The organism is Vibrio sp. R-1 (genome assembly GCF_035615595.1).
GTDB lineage: Bacteria > Pseudomonadota > Gammaproteobacteria > Enterobacterales > Vibrionaceae > Vibrio > Vibrio cholerae.
The window spans coordinates 1-876 of the sequence record NZ_WPDC01000239.1 but is presented as its reverse complement, the minus strand read 5'-3'; the positions used below and the strand labels follow the sequence as shown (position 1 = coordinate 876).

Annotated in this window: 1 protein-coding gene; it reads right to left on the bottom strand. The window is 43.4% G+C overall.

Going from position 1 to position 876, the window contains the following annotated elements; translation table 11 throughout:
• Positions 1-18: 18 nt before the first annotated feature.
• Positions 19-771, bottom strand: a complete 753-nt coding sequence (locus tag GOU96_RS17855; RefSeq protein ID WP_248531764.1) for an SDR family oxidoreductase — start codon at positions 769-771, stop codon at positions 19-21.
• Positions 772-876 lie beyond the last annotated feature (105 nt).

Below are 876 nucleotides of genomic sequence, written 5' to 3'. Positions count from 1 at the left end.
TGAGGCGTTTGTTATGCATTACAAACCACCGGCTAAATCCAGAAAGTTACCTGTGGAAAATGATGATTTTTCAGACGATAACCAATAAATTGCCTCAGCGACTTCATCAGGCAAACCACCACGTTGCATTGGGATTTTATTTTTGAGTCGTTCTATACGGTCAGGCTCTCCACCGTCAGCGTGCATATCGGTATAAATCAATCCTGGGCGAACACAGTTAACTCTGATACCTTCCGCGGCAACTTCCAACGACAGACCTTTTGTTAACGTGTCAATTGCACCTTTTGACGCTGCATAATCGATGTATTCATTCGGTGAACCTGTTCGAGCGGCTCCCGAAGAAACATTAACTATGACACCACCGAGACCACCATGACGAGTTGACATTCGTTTCACTGTTTCACGACAACACAAGAAATAACCTGTCACATTGTTGATGAGAATTGAGTTAATCCTCTCTGCACTCATTTCGTCTAAGCGCATCTGCTTCTTTAAGATACCAGCATTGTTGACAAGAACAGAAACAACACCAAGCTCTTGGTCAACGGTTTCAAACAGTTTAACAACATCACCTTCTTTGGAAACGTCAGCTTGAACCGCAATACAATGACCACCTAACGCTTTGATTTCTTCAACGAGAGTATTAGCAGCCTCAGCATTAGATTTGTAATTTATGCATACGGAAAAACCGTTTTGAGCAAAAAGTTTTGCTGTCGCCGCACCAATCCCTCGGCTACCGCCAGTAATAACAACTACTTTTTGAACGCTCATTATTCATCCTTTTAACGCTGAATTTGATGTAATGCATAACGCCCGCCTAAGGGGCTGGCAACGCATTGCACTAAACTCAAACACAACAACCGTAACCACCGCAGC